Below are 15,795 nucleotides of genomic sequence, written 5' to 3' on the forward strand. Positions count from 1 at the left end.
TTTGAGGGTTGATACATATGATAAGGACTTGCGCAATAACTTCTAATCATGAAGTCAGTTTTGATTTACCGCTAACCGAAATGAATAATCCGGATATCGAGTGGTACTGGGTGGATTTTTCCAACCCGACAAACAAGGAAATCGAACTTTTAACCAATCATTTTCACTTTCATCCGCTGGCAATTGAAGACTGTCTGGATGATTTTAACCAACGTCCCAAAATGGATTTTTATGAGGGCTACCAATTTCTTGTGATACATGCTTTAAGGGAGAAGGTTTTTAAAGCAGTGGAATTGGATATGTTTGTTGGTGAAAAATGGATAGTCAGTTTTCATAAGGAAGAGATGCTTGAACTGGAAAAAGTATGGGAAGAAATTGCTGGTAATAAAATGTTGAAGCAAAGTCCCTTTTTCTTGATGCATAGGATAATTGACAGGATCGTCGATGAATTTTTCCCGCCTGTTTATAAAATTGAAAGCGAATTGGGCGGCATTGAGGAAAATACTGAAAATGACACGATTAACGAATTGATGGATCAGCTTTTCGATTTACGTACAGATATGTCCAGGCTCCGTCGGACCATATTGCCGATGCGTGATTTATTGTACAGAATGATTTCATCAGAGCGTCTGAATTACTTGAAAGATCAGCACCTTTATTTTAATGATGTGTACGATCATCTTCTTAAATTGACTGAAATGCTTGAATCGTATCGAGATTTTTCATCCGATATCCGAGATAGCTATTTGTCAGTGAACTCTAATAATATGAATTCAACGATGATGACATTGACTGTCATCACTACCATTTTCATGCCGCTGACCTTCATAGTGGGCGTATATGGGATGAATTTTGAATATATGCCGGAATTAGATTGGCATTATGGCTATTTCCTCATTCTTGGAATGATGGGCGGAATTGCCTTGATGATGTTTTTATTATTTGTTAAAAAAGGTTGGCTCAATCCAAAGAAAAGGTCGCGAAGGAGATGAAAGACCCAACTGACCTGCTATTTTAAGTGGGTTTGGAAGGGCAGCAAGGCGTCATTTGGCTGATCGCCCAATCATGGAGGGGTTTTATCGAAGAGACAGCCTTACGAACGATATGATGGCAGGAATGGCAGTGGTGAAAAATGAGCTTGGAAAAAGGGGACTCTGATGGGTCCCTTTTTAGTTTGGCATTAATAAATAATCCCTTCTTGATTCTTTTTTTAGCTGTGCTCTAAACAAAAGAAATATTTAACCGAATTATTAGGTATGAGTTCATTGATGAAACCATGATATTTCCCTAGCGGTTAAATGATTTATGGATTATGAAATGAAAAAGCAGAAGGGCGAGATGAAACAATGGAAGCAAATAAAGGAATATTACTTGAAAGTGGAACGAATGAGCTTGAGATAGTGGAATTCGGTCTCGGAAAGAATAAATTCGGCATTAACGTAATTAAGGTGAAGGAAATCATCAATCCTGTCCCCATCACGCTTGTCCCGCATTCGCATCCAAATGTGGAGGGGATCATTGAGCTTCGCGGAGAAGTCCTGCCAGTTGTGAATGTGGCGGATGCTTTAGGATTTCCGCCATCTGAAACTCCTGAGCAGGATAAATTCATAGTGGCTGAATTCAATCAGCAAAAAGTGGTTTTCCATGTACATACCGTAACACAGATCCACCGTATTTCCTGGTCACAAATCGAAAAGCCTTCGGATATGTATCAAGGCCTTGAAAGTCAGATTATCGGAGTAATAAAATTAAATAGTGAAATGTTGCTGTTACTCGATTTTGAAAAAATAGTGGTCGAAATCAATCCAGAATCAGGAATAAACATCCAACAGGTTAAAAAGCTTGGTATCCGGCAAAATTCAGACAAGAGGATCCTGATCGCAGAAGATTCTCCATTACTGAGAAAGCTGCTGTTTGATACATTGTCAGAAGCTGGATTCAAGTACTTGGAGTTTTATGAAAATGGACTTGATGCATTTAATTATCTGGAGAATTTAATTGAATCAGGAAAAGTGGTTGAAGAAGAAGTGCAACTGGTGATTACCGATATTGAGATGCCTCAAATGGATGGGCATCATTTGACTAGAAGAATAAAGGAAAACGGGGAACTCGCTGGATTGCCGGTGATTATTTTCTCTTCTTTGATTACGGACAGCCTGCGTCATAAAGGTCAGGTCGTAGGGGCTGACGCACAAATCAGCAAGCCAGAAATTGCAGAGCTAATAAAGTTGATAGACAGATTGGTATTATGAATGTGAAACGGGCCTGTGAGCATTACCTCACGGCCCGTTTGGTTTATCAATGATTAATACTTGGAACCTTTTCCTAAAAAGGAGGATGGGAATGGATTGTGGAAAGGTTGCTTGACCGACCCACGCCCGTGAGCCCTTTTCTCGTTGTTGGGAGGGTTCGGTTGTTTTTCACCTGCTTGTCCAACGTAAGATTGCAGGATCTGTTTTGCCTTGGATAATGACAATGCGGCTTTAGGGTTCCGTATGGAGGCTGCCCGGCTGCCGAGGTGGGGTAGTTTTTTCAAATCTTCCTTAGTGGGAGGTAAATGAAAAACATATGATCCGCATTCGACAATGACGTCGGATTGTTGTGCTGCAAAGCGAGGGTTATCAGAGAAATGAAGTCCAATCTTCTTCGCTTTTCCTTCTTGCATAAGCTTGCTTAATGCGAGCCGTTTTAAATTATATAAATTTTTGGGCTCCAATGCAGTCTTTGCATGTTTATTGACAATAAACACGGCTTGGGCAATGGAGTTAATCGAAAACTCATCCCTTTCAGAATGTCCTTTCGTTTGGTTCATCATGGAAACTCCTTTTCTTAATAAGGTTAGAAGGACGTTACAAACAGACGTCCTTCAATCAAAACCTGTTCTTATATATTGGTTGAAATAGAGACGTGTGTGCAACCAGGCAGAAACAGTGAAAAAACAATGCATGTACATCTCTAGGGTATGACCATCATTTCCTAACACTTTACCATCTATTCATTTTCATATTATACCACTTCAAAATATATAGGGAAGTAAAATTCAATCTGACGGCTTTTGGTCCAAGAAAAAGAAGGCGTTCAATGTCGCCTTCTGTGCAATCCTTATCGAGTGTATATATTGATATTTTCGGATACCCCAGCCTGTGCGCCGAATTGTTGTTGCTGGTAACCCTGAAAGCCTTGATAAGCAGGATAAGCAGGATAAGCAGGGTAAGGAGGGTAAGCGGGCGGGTATGGAGGAGGATATGGAGGATATGCAGGATAGACAGGTGGACGGTTATTGAATAGCAACGGTCCAATTGCCAATCCTGCAACAAAAGCTACAGGTGCCAATAGAGGAAAGAAAGGAAAGAAGCGCTCGTCATTCCAATTTTCAGGTCCATATTCATTCCCATATGCATTTCTGTATTCGTTCTGTAGCATCAGGGTTTGTGGATAGTGGTAGTAAGGAAAATACTGTGTTTGCATAATTAGCCTCCTTTTCTCAAATTCTTTACATAGTATGGTTTTTTTAAAGAAAAGAGCCTGTTTCATCTTAATCTGTTATAATGAGTCTACTTATGAGAAATATTCGGGGGGACCTTAATGGATCGATTTAAAAGCATTTTTGCAGTCGGTTTTGGAGGAGCGGCAGGAGCGATATTGCGATATTGCATAATCTTGACTGCTGGCCATTCCATCTTTCCGTTTGGAACCCTATTGATAAATATAGTAGGCAGCTTTTTGATTGGAATGATCAATGGCTATTTCGCCTCGAAAAAGAAGTCGCTTGTTTTTTTAGCGCTGGGCAGCGGGTTTTGCGGCGGCTTCACCACGATGTCCACATTTTCCCAAGAAATGGTGAATCTACTGCAGACTTCTCTGCCAATGGCGGGACTGTATCTTGGAGCTACGCTTTTATTTGGTTTGGTCGCTTGTTTCCTCGGACTGGGCCTTTTTAATAGACAAAGAGGTGACTCCCTTTGATTGAGGTTCTTTCAGTTTTTATAGGAGGCTTTTTTGGGGCGGCCTCTAGATATGTCTTGCAGATTATTTTTAATAGGCTATTGCCAGCGGTCTCTATACCCATTAGCATTTTACTGATTAACCTTATAGGTTCCTTTGGGCTGGGAATGGTGTTTCCGCAAAAAGAGAGCTGGGCTTTATCTTTGCAGGTTTTTCTGGCGATAGGTTTCCTGGGTGCTTTTACGACCTTTTCGACATTCAGTATGGAAACGCTTGAACTTATTAGAAAACACCGTTATATAGATAGCCTTATCTATATAACGGTGTCTGTTTTAGGGTGTATCGGCACTTTCCTGTGTGGCTATTTAAGTATGGTATAACCTTTATGGCATTACCTTTGATACTGGTAAAAAAAACCTGGTTTTCTCGGATATACTTCTAATGCTATAATTCATAGGAGTCCATTACAAATGATACATGGCAACAAGTTGTTTTATCCGCACAGGTTTTGTTAATAAGTCTGGCTGTTTTCCCCTGTGTTCTTTTTCTATCATTTTTCGGTTTGTAGCTCGTAAACAGTCAACTCCGGACGTGAAAGAAAACGATAGGGGAGACGGGTAGTGCCAAGCCCTCTATTAACATGTAACGTTAATGAATCGATTTCATATGTGCCTTCCCGGTACTTTTCAGCGTATGGAGGAGTTACAAGGGCACCGGCAAACGGAATTTGTACTTGGCCTCCATGACTGTGACCGCTAATTTGATACTGGATGTCGTAAGTCCTTGATATGTCGGCAAGGTCAGGGGCATGTGAAAGCATAATGGTGAATACTCCTTCCGGGATGCCGGAAAGGGCTTTTTCAAAATCCGGCTTTCCTAGCATGGCATCATCAACCCCGGCAATGATTATTTCTTCAGCCGTCAATAAGGTTATCTTAGCTGAGGTATTCTGCAACATGGTAAAATGGGATTTTTCCATGATATCGCTGTAAATTTCTGAGCCATATCCCCCATGATCATGGTTACCGTAGATGCTGAACTTTCCAAGCGGCGCTTTGAGCTGATTCAAAACAAGAGGGATTTTCTGGTGAGCCTTGTATTTATTAGGCTGGTCCATTAAATCTCCGGTAAATAAAATAACATCAGGGTCCAGTTGGTTTATCTTATTGACAATTGCTTGTAAATCTTTAAGCTGAAATTGAAAGCCTAAATGCGTATCACTGAATTGGACCATTTTCATGCCATGAAAACCTTTTGGGATAAGCGGATGGCTGATAATTTTATGCTTGGTTTCTAACCATTTCGGCTCCAAATTATGGGCATAATAGTTTCCGCCAATACCTAAACCGGTTAAGGTAGCCAATGTACCAAGACTTTTCTTTAAAAATGTTCTTCTTGATATGGGTTTATTCAAATTAATCAACCTATCTAATATAAAAATGTTACTTCCTCATACTAACAAACAATATACATAAATTGAAGAAAATATCTTCTATAATCCTATGAAAAACATGTAAACTGGGGTTTGATGAAACCGTATCCGGTTTGAAATTGAACATCTATACGGAGGTAACATGATGACCGAACCAATGTTTATTACACTGATTATACTTCTATGCGCGATTGCGCTTTTTATACAAGGAAAATTTCGAGCTGATTTAATTGCACTTAGTGCACTATCCATACTGGGTTTATTGGGGATTCTTACATTGGATGAACTGGTGGCCGGGTTTGCGAATCAAGTGGTCATCATGCTGGCAGGGCTATTCATCGTCGGTGCCGGCCTGTTAAATACAGGAATCGTGGAAAAGGCAGGAAATAAGTTGTTAGGTTTATGTGGGGGCAGTGAATGGAAATCGCTGCTTATCGTCATGCTGACTGCAGGAATATTAAGTGCATTTTTAAGTGGAACAGGAATTGTTTCCATACTGCTTCCGCTGGTTATGAGCATGGCCTTACAACAAAAAACAAGTCCGACAAGGTATTTATTGCCCCTTGCCTACGCAAGCAGTATTGGGGGGCTATTAACACTTACCGGTACTCCCTCCAATATGATCGTTGCTGATGTATTTAGGCAAAACGGAATAGGGACTTTAGAATTTTTTGACTTTACACCTGTTGGCTTAATCGCCTTTGCGGCAGGGTTATTCTTCATGTTGACACTCGGGCGCCTGTTGCTTCCCGAGAAAACGATTGCCGCGAACAACAGTGTCAAGGGACTGTCGGCAGGGGAGCTTGCCGGCATGTACAAAGTATATGACCGATTGCATTATCTGCATATACCCGCTACTTCCGATATTGTTGGAGAAAGGCTGTCAGACCTCCAGCTTCCTATTCAGTATGAATTGACTTTGATTGAAATCCAGCGGAAGCCAAAGGACAAGCAATTGCCACTGCTGCAAAGACAGCTGACGATTTCAGCCAGGGCGGATGAAGTTCTTCATCCTGAAGATGTCATTTTGGTGTTTGGAGAAGAAGAAGCAGTCGAGAGGTTGGCACTTAACTATGAACTGGAGTTTAAACATTTCAATACCGAACAAATAAAGAAACATTTTCTTAGCAGTAGATTTGGATTGACAGAAATATTGATCGTCCCGAATTCGGATTATGAAAATCAAACCTTGATAGATGTGCATTTTCGTGAGAAATACCAATGTAATGTGCTGGCAATCAATCGGAATGGCGAATATATTCAAGCGGATGTCGGAACGGAACGCTTGAAACCGGGTGATGCAATCCTGATACATGGAGAATGGGAGAACATTGAGAGGATTTCCTCGGATTTACAGGATGTCATCGTTATTGGAAGTACCTCGGAAGATGGCTCTCCGGTTCACTCCAGGGGCAAAGCATGGATCGCCTTGGGAATCACTGCATTGATGGTCATTCTTTTATCGATGGAGTCCGTACCTGCTGTACTATCAGTATTGACGGCAGCATTGTTGATGGTGATCACTGGCTGTGTCCGTTCGATGGAGGATGCTTACCAAAAGATTAACTGGGAACCTGTTCTCTTGATTGCTGCCATGTTCGGAATAACGGCTGCTTTGGATAATACGGGTGGAGTGAGAATGATAAGTGATTGGCTGACCGTTTTATTCAGTAATATCGGGGCACACGGCATATTGGCGGTCTTTTACCTCCTGACACTGCTACTGAGCCAATTCATCCCGTATGGAGCCGCCACGGTAATCATGACGCCCATTGCCCTGACATCTGCGGTGAATCAAGGAATCGATCCGCTTCCTGTGTTTCTATGCCTTGCCGTTGCTGGCAGTTTGGCGTTATCCACTCCAAGGGTTGCCACTACCAACGCGCTTGTCATGACGGCGGGTGATTACAAGCATAAAGATTTTATCATAATCGGGATTTCCATACAGATCTTCATTGGTGTTATCATGGTGATCACGATTCCGTGGTTCTTCCCTTTTTGATCAGACTTAAGGCATTGTTCCATTATGGACAATGCCTTTTCAATTTATTTTTTTCAAATGGATAGGATGAACGGGTATTTTAATGTTCTGAAAAAAGAGTTGTTCAGTAGGAATTAAAATTATTTATTATCAATGCCAGAAACTAATGGTATAATTTTGGAATATTGGTGTTTTCGTAATTAGGGGGAAGATGCATCATGGATACAGAAAAGATATTAAAGAATTTAGACAAGGTGACACCATTCTTTCAACCGATTTTCAGTGCAGATCAACATCAGGTAATCGGGTATGAAATTCTAGGGCGCTATGAGGAACAAGCGGAATATAAAAGCCTTGGCCCTTTTTTTCACGATTCTGCAGTGCCGGAAGAGTATAGGGTGGAAGTGGATAATTACGTACTTGAAATTGCCTTGGAGAGAATAAAAGACTATGGTGAAGATTTTCTTATCTTTATCAACAGAGATCCTAATTTGCTTATGCTGGATCATGGCGAAGAATTCATGGAGATTTTACATCGTCATTTTCAACCGGAGGAAATGCACCGGATCGTGCTGGAATTATCAGACACGATCAGTCCGGATAACTTAGATCCTTTGCAGCATGTGCTTGCTTACTTTAAAACATATGGGATTAAGATAGCTTTAGATCATTTAGGGCAAGATACGCAATTGGACCGAATCGCACAGATTTCTCCGAATATTTTAAAAGTTAACCTGGACCAGCTTCGCATTTCAGGTGGAGATGCCTATCAGGTCATCCTGTTTTCTCTAAGCATGCTTGCACGGAAAATCGGCGCCAATTTACTATTTGAGAACATTGAATCCGAATACCAGCTTCGCTTTGCATGGAAGAATGGGGGACGATATTATCAAGGGTATTTTTTGGCGAAACCGGAAGGCGAGTTCATTAATAAAGATTTACTTCGTGAAAAATTCCATCAAGAATGTCAGTCTTTCATTTCTTTAGAGACCAAGAAGCTTGAAGCCGTTTATCAAAAGACTTTGCAATTCAACGAGAATATGCAAAACTTCTTAAAACAGCAAAAGCGGGCCAGCTCCCATGAAGAGTTTCTCGGAGTTTTGGCGAAAAAGTTGGATTCCGTATGTTTCCGGCTTTATATTTGTGATGAAGAGGGGTATCAAAAATCTCCCAATATCCTCCATAAGGACGGGCAATGGTTAGTCCAACCGAGCTATATGAATAAAAATTGGAGCTGGAGACCTTATTTTCTCGAAAATATCGTAAAGATGCGTAATGGGAAAACAGGAATACTATCCGATTTATACAGTGATATCGAAACGGGAGAAACCATTCGGACCTTTTCATATCCCCTGAATAATAAGGAATACATATTCTGTGATCTTTCTTATAGTTATTTATATGAAAATGAAGCACTATTATAAAAAACGATTCATGAATATAATCGCTTTAAATGTGTAACGATAAGCAGAAATGATGCGCTTGGAGGAGACATATTTTGAGCACGTACATCTGGATTCTAATCATAATCGTTACAGTCATGGCGTTATATCTGCTCTTTTATACTTATTCTGTGGCAAGGGCACAGAAAGTGAAAGCCAGATATGATTCGACTATCGATGATTCAGTTAAAGAACATCCTTATTTAAAGAACCCGATATTCGTTTCTCTTTTAGTTGGGACGATTTTGGTTGCCGGTTTTATTTTTTACTATGCTTTTCGATAGCTGTAAGAAGAAGATTTCAATATCATGAAATCTTCTTTTTTATTGTGAAGAATGGGCAATGGTTTCAAGGTCTAACGGAGAATGTGATTTTGTAGTTTGGCTTTGATCTGGACGGGTATTGAAAGACATGGGCAAAAATCCGAATCATTAGGAGAAATTCTATAACTAGGAGATGATTGTAATGAGTAAATATTTAGTTGCATGTCTTGCCAGTATCCTTCTAATTTTAAGTGGGGGATTCACTGCTTCAGCGGAGGGCTTACATAGAGAGGAAGTGCTATCCTTAGTACAGGATGCCATGGAGAATCAAGGCTCGATCAGTGAAGAAGTACGTACTAAGGAAGCGATTGAAGGGAAGTTGGATAAACATTTCACAGATGATTTCATCGAGAAGTTCGTCCAAGCGAATGTAGTGAAAGTTGATGGCGGTTATACCGCATTTGGATCAGATTTCGCTCCATATTATATCCCATTTTTCAGCTACGACAAAAATACGGAAATTAAATATGGCAAAAACGGTGATTTCATTTATGTTCAGGAGGAATTCCAGGACACAGGGGACGGACCTGTATCGATGGAAAAACATGTTGAATCAGTTACTTTGAAAAAGGAAAATGGAGTTTGGAAGATAATGGACGTAAAGTATGGAAGTGAAAAAATGAAATAAGGGATTTAGAGGAAAGTCCTTCAAAGCTGAAAAGTATGGAGGCTGAAATGAAAAAGTCCAAGGAAGGTTACAGCCTTCCCTGGACTTTTTGTTATATATTCAGTTCTTTCTTTATTTCGTCCAATTCAAAACCAATAATGGCTTTCCCATCGATGACGACCGTCGGTGTGGAATAGGCGCCATATTTATTCATTAGTTCTTTTCGTGCATGTCCATCCGCTTTAATATCTTTTTCTTTGTATACGACATTATTATCATCAAAGAACATTTTCATGATTTTGCAGGGAGGGCAATCAGGTTGGGTATAGAGCGTAACGTCTTTCATTTCATTCCTCCATATATGCTTTAGTAAGGTTCACTTTTTCATTATAGAGAATGCCACGACATTTGAATAGGGATAAACCTTAAGGATCCTTTTACCGATCTTTCTCCTGTTTTACAAGATAGTCTATCAATCCCATGGAACAAACGTTCAGGTCCATGGCAATGATATCAAAAACTGGATGATCAGCGGTGATTCCTTTTTCGCCTAAATGAACAGCGACTTCCGTGAAAATATTTTTACTGGTTGCTGCCACTTGATCCTCGAAGCTAGCATATTCCCTATATGCCATTTTGGCAGTCTCCACAAATTTAGGCAGCCAGTAATGAAGTTGTTTATATACTTCCTTAGGGTTTTCCGATACGCCGTAATGGCCAAAATATATACGTTCGACGCCGATGCTTTCATACAAATCCACTGCAGCAAGCATCGCATCGGGATTAAATTGGTTCGGCGATGTGGACGGTAAGTAAAATTCCAAACCTTCATCATCGAGTTCACGATAATAGATGCCTACGGTGTCACCTGAAAACATCCCTTTTGAAACTGAATCGAAAATGCTTAAATGATGGTTTGCGTGTCCTGGTGTGTCATAAAAGGTCAACTTGGAATTTTCACTTGTTTTTAGCGATTCCCTATCATGTTTTGTCAGGATTCTATCTATTGGAATAGGTAATATCGGATCGAAAAGCTTGTTGAATTCTTCACCATAGACTGCTTTAGCCCCAGCGATCAAACGTGTTGGATCTTCTAGATGCCGTGCGCCTTTTGGGTGAACGATTACTTTCGCATTCGGACAATGCTGTAAAAAAAGTCCAGCTCCGCCTGCATGGTCCAAATGAATATGGGTAAGAATGATATATGTAATATCTTCGAGGGCGATTCCCAAATGTTCGAGCCCCTTCATTAAGTGGGGGATGGAAGGGCTGGCAGAAGTTTCGACTAAGGTGATGTCTTCATCGGCAATTACATATGTTCCTGTACGATCTCTTCTATCCAAATCAAAACCATCAATCAATGAAATGCGATATCCAAGCTCACTAATGTTTTGCAACAGTATCTACCCCCAGAAAATTTTTCATGTACAAAATCCATTCCTTATTTTATTCTGTTAATAGTGCCATGTAAAGAATGAAGTTTTAAATTATTCTGAATTTATTTCAGCGTGGCTACTGGATAGAAAAGTATGGTATAGTGAAACCTATCGAAAAGGTTTTATTCAGAAAGGAGAGGGAGTATGTCTCAATTACAGGGCATTCTTACCAGATTGAAAAGTCTTCAAGAGCAAGCGAAGGAATCTGAATCTGCTCAACGTTTTTTTGAAATAGATGGTGTGAAAAAGTGCCAGGTTACATATTTCAGCAAAACAGAAATGTTCGAGCTTGAAGTATACAGTGATAAAGGGAAATCATCTAAATATCAATTCGATAATATTGATATGATTACCATTGAAATCTTTGATCTTCTTCAATCTTAAAAAAATCACAAAAAGCCGCCTTCCATTGGAAGCGGCTTTTTTATTGTGAACCGGTCAATTTTTACTTGAATGAAGTAGTGATTTTTACGACATCTTATTAATTGGAGGGATGTAAATGAAAAATCCAATGGTAATATGCCCGGAATGCGGTGAGGAAAGGGAAATGGAAAATGTATTAACGGCACAATCCAACCAAAATGTGATTTATCAATGCCCGGAATGCGGTTTTAAACAGGTTAACATCAAAACAAGTAAGGGCTAAGGGGCTATTGCTGAAATCCCGCCGTTTGGGATTTTATTGGTCTAGGAATGAGCCTTTTCCGCTTACATATGTTAAACTATAGAAAGAGCTGTATATAAAAACATATGGTAAGGGGTTTTAACATGATCGGTACTCATGATGGGGATTTATTGGAATCCAGCGTTAAAGACTTAATGATTTCTTCTGAACGCGTGGCCCACGTGCAGGTAACCAATAATTTAGAACATGCACTATTGGTATTAACAAAGAGCGGTTATACGGCCATTCCTGTGTTAGATCCGATGTATAAACTGCATGGTTTAATCAGCACACCAGTCATTCTTGATTCAATCTTGGGACTGGAACGAATTGAATTTGATAATCTTGAGAATAAAAAAGTTTCCGAAATAATGAATATAGAAATACCTCGCCTTCATATTGAAGATACATTGACCAAGGGTGTGGAATTGTTGATTGATCATCCGTTTGTCTGTGTAGAGAATGACGAACATGTATTTGAAGGGATCTTAACGAGAAGGGCAATCTTGAAAAAGGTATTTAAACAAAATACACCTGACAAATAAGCAAGGCATAAAATGATGATGGTTAACCTCAAGACTCGCCAGTTGGCGAGTTTTCTTGTTTTTTTACATATCCAATCCAGCTAGTGGTAAAGTCTATAAAAACAATTAAGGTCTAAGGGGAGGATGCGGGAATTGGGCCAAGCAGCGGATAGTGCAAAAGTGCAGAATGAAAAATTGAAACGTCCCTTCATATTAGCTGCCATCATGTTGGCTATGTTTATGAATGCTATTGAAGGAACGATCGTTTCGACGGCAATGCCAGCCATTGTAAGTGATTTAGGTGGTTTTTCACTTTACAGCTGGGTGTTTTCAAGTTATTTGCTAATGAACGCCGTAACAGTCTTGATTTATGGAAAGCTATCGGATATTCTCGGGAGAAAACCTATCTTATTATTTGGAATCGTTGTCTTTTTAATTGGCTCCATTCTATGCGGCTTTGCCGATTCTATGACGGAACTCATCATTTATCGCTTTGTACAAGGATTCGGGGCGGGGGCTGTAGCTCCTGTAGCTTCGACGATTGTTGGTGATATCTATAAAAATGAAGAGAGGGCCCGCGTTCAAGGGTATCTATCGAGCGTTTGGGGCATTTCAGCGGTAATGGGACCCGCTTTGGGCGGCGTCCTCGTTGAATCCCTGACTTGGAAGCTTGTCTTCTGGGTTAATGTTCCTTTGGGCTTATTATCTTTTATTGGGATTTGGTTTTTCCTTCATGAAAAAATCGAAAAGAAAAAACGTGATATCGACTACCTGGGTGCGGCGCTATTGACGTTATCCATATCCACTCTTATGGTGATACTCGTAGAAGGAGGAGTGAAATGGTCATGGGCTTCAGCTCCGGTCATATCCTTGGCATTAGTGGCCATCATCACCTTTATCTTATTCATCCTTCAGGAAAAGAAAGCGGCCGAACCGATGATGCCATTTGAAATTTGGCAGGAGCGTTCGATTCTGATTGCGAACCTTGTATCCCTGACGACAGGGGTGATGATGATTGGATTATCAAGTTTCCTCCCGACATTCGTTCAGGGCGTGATGGAGCGCTCGCCTACGGTAGCTGGTTTTACATTGACAGCCATGTCGATTGGCTGGCCGATCGCATCAATGGTCTCAGGCAGGTTATTGATGAAAATAGGATTCAAATCAACCTCACTCCTTGGAGGGTGCTCATTGGTCCTTGGGAGTTTGATCCTAGTATGGATGAAGCCGGAGGCTGGGCCCCTGATTGCTGCCATGGGATCATTCTTTGTCGGTGTAGGCATGGGGTTGACTTCTACCTCATTCATTGTCGTCATTCAAAAAACAGTCAGCTGGGAACGCAGGGGTATTGCGACAGCTTCCAATATGTTCATGCGTAATTTAGGTAATACGGTAGGTGCCGCATTACTTGGAGGAATCATGAATATGAGACTTCAAGCCTATTTGAACGAGCATGCGCCTGCCGGCTCGGGAGTGACGATAAATACGGCTAACAAACTGTTGAACAGTGAAGAACGCATGTCGCTTCCTGAAAATGTGGTGAAGGTTTTACAGGAAGGACTTACATTGTCACTGCAGACGATTTATCTCATCGTTCTAGTCTTCTCTATAATCAGCTTCCTGTTACTTACGAGACTTAGAAAGAATAAAAAGGCATAGGAAAAAAAGGCAGACTCTTTAAATGGAGTTTGCCTTTTCTTAAGGAAACGCGACTCTGATGATCAATTGAATCAATAATGCGATCGTGACCGAATGTAAAATGAATTTCAATTGTCGAGTGGAGATTTTTTGAGCCACCCGCAGGGCCAGCTGTGATCCGATCAGGGAACCGATCGTGTAATAAATGGCAATCTCCCAAGCAATGTTACCGGCAAGGAAATAGGTGATGAAAGCAGCTGTACAGCTAATGAAAGTTTGGAATCTAGTAAAAGCCAGAGATTGAAGGTAGGTGGCCCCATTTCTTAAAAAGGTATACATGAGCATGGTTGCCTGTCCCGGTCCGAACATTCCGTCATAGACACTGATTCCGAATAGGGATGGATAGACTTTTTTTGGGAGATGCCAATCCGTTTCATCGGAAGGTTTCGGTTTTTTTATGAAATTCATGATCAAAGCGACAGTCAAAAGACAGATGGCCAATAGATTCATCGCCTTTTCAGAGAATGAATTAGCAAGCAGCCCGCCACAAAAGCCACCGAAAAGGGCAAATGGGATTAACTGGAGGGCAGCCTTCAATTTTAACTGTTTCTTTTTGAGTAAAATATAAAAACTGGAAAAAGAAGAAAAGATATTGGAAAACTTGACTGAACCAATAACCTGGTGGATGGGTAAACCTATCAACAGAAGGGATGGCATGCCGATAAGACCGCCGCTCCCGGCCAATGTACCGACAAAAGATGCTGCAAAACTGATGGCAAGCAATACAATGATTGTCAAAGGATATCCACTCCGTTTCTTTTCTCTTGTATTATAAGCTGACTTTGTTGATAATAAAATTTAAATAAATTAATTCATCATGATAAGATTTGATTATCAAGAGGTTGGTGTGTATGTCATTTTCAGAATTTCATTTATTATCCGTGCTTGCTCAGGAAATGAATATGAGAAAAGCGGCTGAGCGGCTGTTCGTTTCCCAGCCGGCTTTATCTCAGCGTTTACAATCAATAGAAAAGGATTGGGGCTCGAAACTGTTTTTGCGTTCACAAAAAGGACTGTCACTGACGCCAGCAGGCGAAGCGGTAATTCGTTTGGCCAATGAAGTTATAGAAAAAGAAGAAAAGGTCAGGGAAAGTATTCAAGCTATGGACCATGAAGTATATGGCACTTTGAAAATAGCCTGCGCCTCGATTGTCGGTCAAAATTGGCTGCCGCAAGTATTGAAAAAGTTCGTCCAAAAATACCCGTATGCCAAAATTTCCTTGATCACTGGCTGGAGCAGTGAGATTTTAAAGTCTTTGTATGAAGGGCAAGTGCATATTGGCATCATAAGGGGAGCCCCGGATTGGAAAGGGGTAAAACAGCATTTATTCACGGATATGCTTTATTTGGTGGATACTGAAATGAAGGAACTGAATCAAGTGTTCGAAACGGACCGGCCATTCATTCAGTTTAAAAGCGATTCGAATTATTACCAGGAAATCCAGGACTGGTGGCATCGGCAATTTAAAACGACACCAAAAAACACCATAGTCGTGGATCAAATCGAAACATGCAAACAAATGGTGTTTAATGGTATAGGATATGCGATCCTGCCAGCCATCACTTTACATGATAAAGATACTAATGTATTTAAAATCCCTTTACTGGATGGGCATAACCACTCAATCGAACGTGATACATGGCTTTGCGGCTATGAATCTGCCTTCCAGTTAAAGCAAGTCCAGGCATTCACGGAAGTGGTGAAAGAGCATATTCGCGACCAAGGAATGTTATAGGTCCGCC

At 40.6% G+C, this 15,795-nt stretch carries 19 protein-coding genes; 13 read left to right on the forward strand and 6 right to left on the reverse strand.

The features are described 5' to 3' along the window. Positions 1-17: 17 nt before the first annotated feature. Positions 18-992: a magnesium/cobalt transporter CorA gene (gene corA / locus OSJ91_RS08225; protein WP_485891369.1), complete on the forward strand. Its 975-nt coding sequence runs from the start codon at positions 18-20 to the stop codon at positions 990-992. A 354-nt stretch (positions 993-1,346) separates the two neighbouring features. Beyond that, the gene (locus OSJ91_RS08230; protein ID WP_323599437.1) at positions 1,347-2,252 is read left to right on the forward strand and encodes a chemotaxis protein; all 906 of its coding nucleotides are present in this window, start codon (positions 1,347-1,349) and stop codon (positions 2,250-2,252) included. Positions 2,253-2,305: 53 nt separating this feature from the next. Here OSJ91_RS08230 and OSJ91_RS08235 read toward each other — a convergent pair whose 3' ends face one another. Both OSJ91_RS08235 and OSJ91_RS08240 read right to left on the reverse strand, forming a co-directional pair. Continuing rightward, the gene (locus OSJ91_RS08235) at positions 2,306-2,812 is read right to left on the reverse strand and encodes a YkyB family protein (protein ID WP_413020283.1); all 507 of its coding nucleotides are present in this window, start codon (positions 2,810-2,812) and stop codon (positions 2,306-2,308) included. A gap of 290 nt (positions 2,813-3,102) precedes the next feature. After that, on the reverse strand, positions 3,103-3,468 hold the full coding sequence (locus OSJ91_RS08240; RefSeq protein WP_350301896.1) for a hypothetical protein: 366 nt from the start codon (positions 3,466-3,468) through the stop codon (positions 3,103-3,105). Positions 3,469-3,585: 117 nt separating this feature from the next. Between OSJ91_RS08240 and OSJ91_RS08245 the strand changes: the two genes are divergently transcribed. Both OSJ91_RS08245 and crcB read left to right on the forward strand, forming a co-directional pair. Further along, positions 3,586-3,966 carry a fluoride efflux transporter FluC gene (locus OSJ91_RS08245; RefSeq protein WP_350301897.1) on the forward strand — a complete coding sequence of 127 codons (381 nt, stop codon included), beginning with the start codon at positions 3,586-3,588 and terminating at the stop codon, positions 3,964-3,966. Continuing rightward, a complete protein-coding gene (gene crcB, locus OSJ91_RS08250; RefSeq protein ID WP_350301898.1) occupies positions 3,963-4,325 on the forward strand; it encodes a fluoride efflux transporter CrcB in 363 nt (120 codons plus the stop codon). The genes OSJ91_RS08245 and crcB overlap by 4 nt, the downstream gene beginning before the upstream one ends. Before the next feature lie 170 nt (positions 4,326-4,495). On the opposite strand, the gene OSJ91_RS08255 is transcribed toward crcB, so the two are convergent. Continuing rightward, entirely contained in the window at positions 4,496-5,359 is an 864-nt protein-coding gene (locus tag OSJ91_RS08255) for a metallophosphoesterase (protein WP_350301899.1), read from the reverse strand. Positions 5,360-5,519: 160 nt separating this feature from the next. Between OSJ91_RS08255 and OSJ91_RS08260 the strand changes: the two genes are divergently transcribed. The 4 genes from OSJ91_RS08260 to OSJ91_RS08275 all read left to right on the forward strand — a co-directional run bounded on the left by OSJ91_RS08260 (position 5,520) and on the right by OSJ91_RS08275 (position 9,751). After that, positions 5,520-7,379 (forward strand): SLC13 family permease, encoded by a 1,860-nt coding sequence (locus tag OSJ91_RS08260; RefSeq protein ID WP_350301900.1) that lies wholly within the window; start codon positions 5,520-5,522, stop codon positions 7,377-7,379. Between the two features lie 197 nt (positions 7,380-7,576). Next, positions 7,577-8,782 carry an EAL domain-containing protein gene (locus OSJ91_RS08265; RefSeq protein ID WP_350301901.1) on the forward strand — a complete coding sequence of 402 codons (1,206 nt, stop codon included), beginning with the start codon at positions 7,577-7,579 and terminating at the stop codon, positions 8,780-8,782. Between the two features lie 74 nt (positions 8,783-8,856). Beyond that, the gene (locus OSJ91_RS08270) at positions 8,857-9,084 is read left to right on the forward strand and encodes a hypothetical protein (protein ID WP_137018849.1); all 228 of its coding nucleotides are present in this window, start codon (positions 8,857-8,859) and stop codon (positions 9,082-9,084) included. Positions 9,085-9,265: 181 nt separating this feature from the next. After that, the gene (locus tag OSJ91_RS08275) at positions 9,266-9,751 is read left to right on the forward strand and encodes a DUF3993 domain-containing protein (protein WP_485891370.1); all 486 of its coding nucleotides are present in this window, start codon (positions 9,266-9,268) and stop codon (positions 9,749-9,751) included. 91 nt (positions 9,752-9,842) lie between these two features. On the opposite strand, the gene OSJ91_RS08280 is transcribed toward OSJ91_RS08275, so the two are convergent. Together OSJ91_RS08280 and OSJ91_RS08285 are read right to left on the reverse strand one after the other, a co-directional pair. Beyond that, complete coding sequence (locus tag OSJ91_RS08280) at positions 9,843-10,076, reverse strand: glutaredoxin family protein (RefSeq protein ID WP_350301903.1); 234 nt, start codon at positions 10,074-10,076, stop codon at positions 9,843-9,845. Positions 10,077-10,167: 91 nt separating this feature from the next. Further along, the gene (locus OSJ91_RS08285; RefSeq protein ID WP_485891371.1) at positions 10,168-11,127 is read right to left on the reverse strand and encodes an MBL fold metallo-hydrolase; all 960 of its coding nucleotides are present in this window, start codon (positions 11,125-11,127) and stop codon (positions 10,168-10,170) included. Between the two features lie 183 nt (positions 11,128-11,310). Between OSJ91_RS08285 and OSJ91_RS08290 the strand changes: the two genes are divergently transcribed. From OSJ91_RS08290 to OSJ91_RS08305, 4 genes are all read left to right on the forward strand, one after another. Then, positions 11,311-11,550: a YkuJ family protein gene (locus tag OSJ91_RS08290; RefSeq protein ID WP_034314086.1), complete on the forward strand. Its 240-nt coding sequence runs from the start codon at positions 11,311-11,313 to the stop codon at positions 11,548-11,550. Between the two features lie 115 nt (positions 11,551-11,665). Then, the gene (locus OSJ91_RS08295) at positions 11,666-11,812 is read left to right on the forward strand and encodes a hypothetical protein (RefSeq protein ID WP_094246583.1); all 147 of its coding nucleotides are present in this window, start codon (positions 11,666-11,668) and stop codon (positions 11,810-11,812) included. Positions 11,813-11,934: 122 nt separating this feature from the next. Further along, the gene (gene cbpB, locus OSJ91_RS08300) at positions 11,935-12,375 is read left to right on the forward strand and encodes a cyclic-di-AMP-binding protein CbpB (RefSeq protein ID WP_063232001.1); all 441 of its coding nucleotides are present in this window, start codon (positions 11,935-11,937) and stop codon (positions 12,373-12,375) included. Positions 12,376-12,507: 132 nt separating this feature from the next. After that, positions 12,508-14,013: an MDR family MFS transporter gene (locus OSJ91_RS08305; RefSeq protein WP_485891372.1), complete on the forward strand. Its 1,506-nt coding sequence runs from the start codon at positions 12,508-12,510 to the stop codon at positions 14,011-14,013. 39 nt (positions 14,014-14,052) lie between these two features. Here the strand turns inward: OSJ91_RS08305 and OSJ91_RS08310 are convergent, their stop codons facing one another. Further along, positions 14,053-14,790: a sulfite exporter TauE/SafE family protein gene (locus OSJ91_RS08310; protein ID WP_350301906.1), complete on the reverse strand. Its 738-nt coding sequence runs from the start codon at positions 14,788-14,790 to the stop codon at positions 14,053-14,055. Between the two features lie 113 nt (positions 14,791-14,903). Here OSJ91_RS08310 and ccpC point away from each other — a divergent pair, with 113 nt between their 5' ends. Then, a complete protein-coding gene (gene ccpC / locus OSJ91_RS08315) occupies positions 14,904-15,788 on the forward strand; it encodes a transcriptional regulator CcpC (protein ID WP_063231999.1) in 885 nt (294 codons plus the stop codon). Positions 15,789-15,795: the final 7 nt, after the last annotated feature.

The sequence above is a fragment of the Bacillus sp. T-10(2022) genome, from assembly GCF_056502895.1.

What these genes read in the sequence shown, in the direction of transcription:
- corA (WP_485891369.1), top strand. Translation starts at nt 18, where the DNA reads ATGATAAGGACTTGCGCAATAACTTCTAATCATGAAGTCAGTTTTGAT.
- OSJ91_RS08230 (WP_323599437.1), top strand. Translation starts at nt 1,347, where the DNA reads ATGGAAGCAAATAAAGGAATATTACTTGAAAGTGGAACGAATGAGCTT.
- OSJ91_RS08235 (WP_413020283.1), bottom strand. Translation starts at nt 2,812, where the DNA reads ATGAACCAAACGAAAGGACATTCTGAAAGGGATGAGTTTTCGATTAAC.
- OSJ91_RS08240 (WP_350301896.1), bottom strand. Translation starts at nt 3,468, where the DNA reads ATGCAAACACAGTATTTTCCTTACTACCACTATCCACAAACCCTGATG.
- OSJ91_RS08245 (WP_350301897.1), top strand. Translation starts at nt 3,586, where the DNA reads ATGGATCGATTTAAAAGCATTTTTGCAGTCGGTTTTGGAGGAGCGGCA.
- OSJ91_RS08260 (WP_350301900.1), top strand. Translation starts at nt 5,520, where the DNA reads ATGATGACCGAACCAATGTTTATTACACTGATTATACTTCTATGCGCG.
- OSJ91_RS08265 (WP_350301901.1), top strand. Translation starts at nt 7,577, where the DNA reads ATGGATACAGAAAAGATATTAAAGAATTTAGACAAGGTGACACCATTC.
- OSJ91_RS08275 (WP_485891370.1), top strand. Translation starts at nt 9,266, where the DNA reads ATGAGTAAATATTTAGTTGCATGTCTTGCCAGTATCCTTCTAATTTTA.
- OSJ91_RS08280 (WP_350301903.1), bottom strand. Translation starts at nt 10,076, where the DNA reads ATGAAAGACGTTACGCTCTATACCCAACCTGATTGCCCTCCCTGCAAA.
- OSJ91_RS08290 (WP_034314086.1), top strand. Translation starts at nt 11,311, where the DNA reads ATGTCTCAATTACAGGGCATTCTTACCAGATTGAAAAGTCTTCAAGAG.
- OSJ91_RS08295 (WP_094246583.1), top strand. Translation starts at nt 11,666, where the DNA reads ATGAAAAATCCAATGGTAATATGCCCGGAATGCGGTGAGGAAAGGGAA.
- cbpB (WP_063232001.1), top strand. Translation starts at nt 11,935, where the DNA reads ATGATCGGTACTCATGATGGGGATTTATTGGAATCCAGCGTTAAAGAC.
- ccpC (WP_063231999.1), top strand. Translation starts at nt 14,904, where the DNA reads ATGTCATTTTCAGAATTTCATTTATTATCCGTGCTTGCTCAGGAAATG.